The organism is Endozoicomonas sp. ONNA1 (assembly GCF_024606325.1).
Taxonomy (GTDB): domain Bacteria; phylum Pseudomonadota; class Gammaproteobacteria; order Pseudomonadales; family Endozoicomonadaceae; genus Endozoicomonas_A.
In genome coordinates this window covers 1-5,899 of the sequence record NZ_JAHHPN010000899.1, presented here as the reverse complement: position 1 = coordinate 5,899, position 5,899 = coordinate 1, and the positions used below count along the sequence as shown (strand labels likewise).

The 5,899-nt window shown below is 52.8% G+C and carries 1 protein-coding gene; it reads left to right on the top strand.

Features of this window, described 5'->3' with window-relative positions:
* Window positions 1–5,899 (top strand): calcium-binding protein (locus KDK19_RS21185; protein WP_257292887.1); only part of this gene is annotated, 5,899 nt, incomplete at both ends.

Below are 5,899 nucleotides of genomic sequence, written 5' to 3'. Positions count from 1 at the left end.
CCCTCAATCACCGCCGATGCTTCCTACCTAATGCCTGCCCAACGCATACTGGTGCTGGGCAACGGTGCTCCCAGCCCACTGACAGCGGCGGCAGCACTGGCTTTGCTGCAGGGGCTGAAACCGGAGGATCAGACAAAATCATTCCTGGCTCTGCAACAGAAGCGGATCAGACTGCCAGAAGGTGTGGACAGCCTGCCGCCGGATGTGCTGATCAGCGAGTTCATGGTTAAAGAGGGCAAGCTGACGCTCTCCGGCCTGCTGGATCGCCTGACCAGCTTTATCGGATTGGCAGACAAACTGAACCAGCAGGGCACCTCCGAAGCCCGCATTCTGGCCGGGGAGATTCGCCAGAACGTTGCCGACAGCGTTGCCGCACTCAGAAGCGATATCGATATGAGCCAGATGGCCGGCATCGTTGATGTGAGCGACCGTGATTTCCGAAGGGCTCTGCTGAATCTGGACAAGGCCGGTTTGCCAGACGGTCAGGCAGCAAGGTTGCCAGCCCCGGACTGCGTGCTTTGCGACGGCTCCGGCAAGATCAGGACCGTGATGGCCCTGATGGATCGGGTTAGCGGACACCTGGATGACATTGAGTTCAGTGACCGCTTTAACCATGTCAGGCTGGCCGCCGGTGACAAAGGTTTGCTGGCAGACGCCTTACTGCTGCTGGAACAGACGCGCTTTGCGGCGGTGGCCACCGAAGACCTTATGGACACCCCGGAGTTCCGCAGAAAGCTTATTATCCTCTTCCGGCAGGCGCTTCGGGAACGGCAGGGACTGACGCCAGAAAAAGCCATTGACCGGGTAGTCACTTTGCTCAATGAATCAGGCTACAGTGCCGACGACACCCGCTATGTAAAGGAAAAGCTGCTTGGCAATCAGGAATTCATGGAGCAGCTCAGGACCCGGGGCCAACCTGGCGGGGATGGCGCTGATCCGGGAGATATACGGTCAGGCAAGTTGAAGAGCAAGTGGCGCAAATTTAGCAATGCGCTCGGGAAATTTGCGAATAGCAAAAGGTACATTCGTACCAAAATGGCTTTCGGCGTGGGGATGTCCGCGGTGGGCCTTGCCGGTGGTATTCAGACCCTTAAAAACCTGGAGAAATACGGAGATGCACTGTCTGATAAAACCAGAGACCTGACCTATGCCGGGGCAGGCCTGACGATCGGCGGCGCAATCTATAACCTGGGCTTGACCGCCCAGTGGCTGCTGACTGACAAAAGCAAACACCTTATCAAGGTGGCCGATGCAGCGGACCCGGCTCTTGATGCCCTGAAGCAAACCTCAAAATTAGCAAAAGCCTCAAGGGTCACGGCCATGACGGCGCCGGTTATCGGTAATGTCATTTCCTTGACCGGTTCCATAATTACCACAATCTCTCTCTACATGGCCAAAGACGAGGCAAAAAAGGCCGGCAACACTAAACAGGTGGGCTATTACGAGACAATGATAGCCCTGACTAAGGTTTCGATGGTGCTTGATACTCTGAGCATGTTACTGGACTTTGTCGCTCCAAAGCTGGGAATGGTTGTTGACCTGATCAACATTATGCTCGGCTTCGTGATCACCGCTATCGCAGAATGCATGCCACCCAACAATGCCTACCAGGATTTTGACGCCTTGCTGGCCAGCGATGGCTTCGATCAATACATTAACAACATGGCCAAATCCTTTGAGGAAAAAGGATATTCAAGGTTTGAGTACCACGCCGATGCCGGCCAGTTTCTTAAGCAGAGAAAGTATGAGGAAAACCTTGAAGAACTGTTGATATCCCGGAAAAGGTCACTGTCCGGGACAAAAAAAGGCCTTGCCTTTCTGGACTTTCAGAAGCGGCACCACACAGAGATGGGGACGAAGGAGGCGGACTTCATGCTGGGCAGGAAAGGCTACAAGATATTTTATGGTTTCGGTGGCGATGACACCCTGATCATTGACGAGGGGGAGCTCTATGGCGGATCAGGCCATGACCGGCTGTTTCTTAAGGAAGGTCTCGCAGAAGGCTCTGACGGCAATGATGTTATCCGGATTGAAAAGACAGGGAAGGCGAAAGGGGGTCCTGGTCGTGATCATATCTGGATTGGCAAGTCAGGGGAGGCCCATGGCGGTCGTGGCAACGACTTGCTTCATCTGCCAAAATATCTCGGGATCGGCTATGGCGGACCGGGCAGGGACACCATCATTAACGGCCAGCTGCAGCTCGGCGGCCTCGATGACGACACTCTCATCCATGGCCTTGGATATGTCAAACAAGATGGCGGTGAAGGAGATGACCGGCTTGATCCGGGTATAGGCACGGCAATTATTATCGGCGGATCAGGCAATGACACCCTGATTATGCCACGCGAGATCAAGGTTCCCCGATCTATCCGCTTCGGCGGCCGACACATAGTGGGTACGCATTACTATCGTCTTAGCCAGACGAACTCCGTCGCATTATTCAAGGCTGACCTGCAAACCGGACGCTGGAGCAGCCGTTTTGCTGAATACCTGAAGTACCATAATCTTTTGCGCTTTTCGCCAGATGGCAATGAAACATCTCAAACAGAGCTTTTCGGACTCTTTGGCATAGGACGTTCGTATGATGGGCGCGACTTTGATTTCAATAAACGCAACGGTATCGATGTAGATCTGCACCCAAACCTATTCTACATTGCCCCGCTGGCGGTTATAAAAGCTGACTACACGCGTAAAGTGATTCACCAAAAATTGATCCATGAAACTTTGCTGATGGGGTATGACAAAAAGCACACAAAAGTAGCAAGGGTCTCTGATAAATACGGCCATCGGAAATACTTTAAAATTGGTAAAGTCAGGTATAGAACCGACCAGAACTGGAGAGGAAATACACGAACAGGCTATGCCTATCTTTCGGATCAGGGCGTTTACCTGCTATCAAAAAACGAGGGTTCAGAAACCGGGGATTTGTACTACTTTAGCAAGAATGGACTGAGAGTGCGCAGCCAAAGGGACAGACCCAATGAGCCCACCTTATTTTACACAACCCTCTGTCAGCTTCTGGAAACCGGAGGGCCGATTAACAGTATTGAAAATGTGATGGGGTCGAAGCAGGGTCTGATAGTGACCGGAACTGAGCAGCCCAACAACATTTATTTCAGGGGGGGTAAAAATATAGCCTTTACCCTGGGCGGAAACGATTTTGTCAATGCCGGCAACGGCACCGGGAGGAACTGGATATACCTGGGTTCGGGTAATGATCTGGCGTTGTTGGGCGATGGCTTGAACGAGGTCCATGGAGGTCCTGGCAGGGACACCGTTTCTTACCGTCTCAGAAAAAAGGGTCTTAAGCTGGACCTCACCCACCGGAACCGGTTTAGCTTGCTGGAAGGAGAGCAGCTGGAAGATGTGGAGGTCATCCAGGGTTCCCCGGGTAATGACACCATTCAGGGAGACCACAGTAATACCGTTTTCGTGATCACCAATGGCACCAATACCCTGGATGTCCGGGGCGGGAACGACACCGTGGCCGCAAACGGCGGAAGAACCAGGGTTCGGTTGCGCAGCGGCTTTAACACGGTGTTGCTGGGTGAGGGAAGGCACGAGGTGTATACGGGTACCCATGCCGATACCCTCTTGCTGCGTCGTGGCAGCGATCTCGGTAACCACCGGATTCATATCCATAAACGCCAGGAGCCTCCGACAGGAAAATGGCCCGTGCTGGTCATCCGTTGGAAAAAATCAGGTGAATCGTGCCATGACGCTCGTAAGGTCAGTTTGACCATCAATCCTTTTGACAAGAGCCTGCGCCTGTTTTTTAGCCATCAAATACCGGGGCAGAAAGTGACCCTTGACTTTCACACTCGCGGTTTACGTCATTTCGAAACAGTACAAGCCAATCCCTGCATTTTTTACTGGGAGGACGTGGCAGGCACCCCCCCTTCCCTGTCAATGACTGAGGCCCTGACAAGCCTGAGGAACACCACTCTCTCGGCTCATATTAATTCAGGCACAGAAGCCTGCAGTGTCAAAAGGGTAGCGGAGGACTACACCTTTTCAACAGAGGAGATGCTGGCCTTATTAAATCGCTACCCTGAAAAACCTGTCGGTGAATTCCCCCGGGCTAAATGGCGCAAAGAGGCTGAGCTGGCGAGCCTTGCCAACGAGGGAAAAACCCTTGGCGCGGGCCTGCACAGGATTGGCAGTCAGGAAAGCAATAATATCAGGCTGGTGATTGAGCTTGGTTTCACCTCTTCCATATGCACCCCACAGAGTGGTTTTTTACGCAGGCTGACCCTGGAGCTGGGTCAACAGCGGGTGCTCCTGGAAGGCGCAACCCAACTCATGAAGAAGTATGGTATTGGCTTTTTAAGACCATGGCACACAATGGCTTTAAAATTGGTTCAAACCGATGCAGACGGTCGCAGACAACAACACAGCGACCAAAAACTATTTGGACTTGGTCATAGAGAGTTGCTGAAATCGAGTCCGTCGCTTCAATTGAACGCACCGTTGCTGAAATGGAGTGATCCGTATACATGGAGCGAACTGTTCCCCGGTCAGCCAATGTCCGAAACCCTGGACATGCTGGAGATGGATTATACCTTTGATAAGCCTTTTCGTGATAAATGCGGTATCTCCGCCGCATACAACAGTTCTGTGATTATGCCGACGGTTCACCTTGACCTGTCTTCAGGTCGACACTCTGGCATCCCCGTCATTATTGGCGGCCCGGGCAATGACCAGCTGACGGGTAACCCGTCCGCAGATAACGTATTGCGTGGCATGGGAGGAGATGACAGGCTCAGGGACATGGGAGGCAATAACATATTTATTGTCGGCCTGGGTAATTCCACCGTTATTACTGATGAGAAGGGACACAATCTGCTAATACACGACAATCTTGGTAGTGTTTATGGTACCCGGCTCCTGAAACGAAGATCCAGGGGGCTCAGCGTTAAGGTCACCCTCTCAACGTATCAACTGGATGGGATGACCGTCAATGTCACGGAGGGCATCGTACAGACCCGATGGCGGAATACCAGCGAAACAGGCAGTTGGCGTTATCACCAGACGGTGTTCAATGCGATCGACCAGATTGCCGGGACTCCGGGAGATGATACTTACTTTGGCAGCAATGGTACGGATATTTTCAGCACCGGGGGTGGCCTGGACAAGGTGAGCATGGGGGACGGAGACGACCGGGTGATCATTAACGCGCTCTGGCAAACCGGAACCTCTCTGGACGGGGGCAACGGCGCCAATACGCTGCTCTTTCAATTGCCCGTGAGTCGTGATGTGAAGGTTGACCTGAAGCATAGCTTAACGGTCAACAACTTTGTCCTGGAGGACACCGGGTATGGCAGGATAAGACTTTCCGGTGATGATAAAGACAACATTTATGTGTCCAGAGGTTCCCTCCGCAACTTTAATGGCAGGGGCGGGGATGACACACTTTTCATGCTGAAGCTACCGGCGTTTACCCATTTAAACGGGGGCCCGGGCAAAGATACGCTGGATTTGAGCCGGGCAGTCACGGCTCCGGAATTGGTCCGGCTTAACCTGTTTGTGGACCGGGACTCAGTGAGGCTCTCGTGTCCTGCAAAGAATGTAACTCCCTGCTCTCCCGATACAAACAGCAAAGGTCGTTTATTCTATACACTCAGGTCAACCGGGTCGCGGAACACCTATGACACATGGGCGTCAATTTTCAGAAACTTTGAGATTATCAATGGCCCGGAAACCAGCGATATTTTCAACATTCCGGCCCAGGCCGGCCTTGCCGTCAATGGCGGAGGCGGAAATGACAGGTTCAATATTTACGCTACAAGCATAAAGGGCAACAGCAACAGAACCTCAATCACCACCACCATAGGAGGACCCGGACACAACAGGCATTATGGCAGTCGGAAAGCTGACCGGATGGTGGCAAACCTGGGGC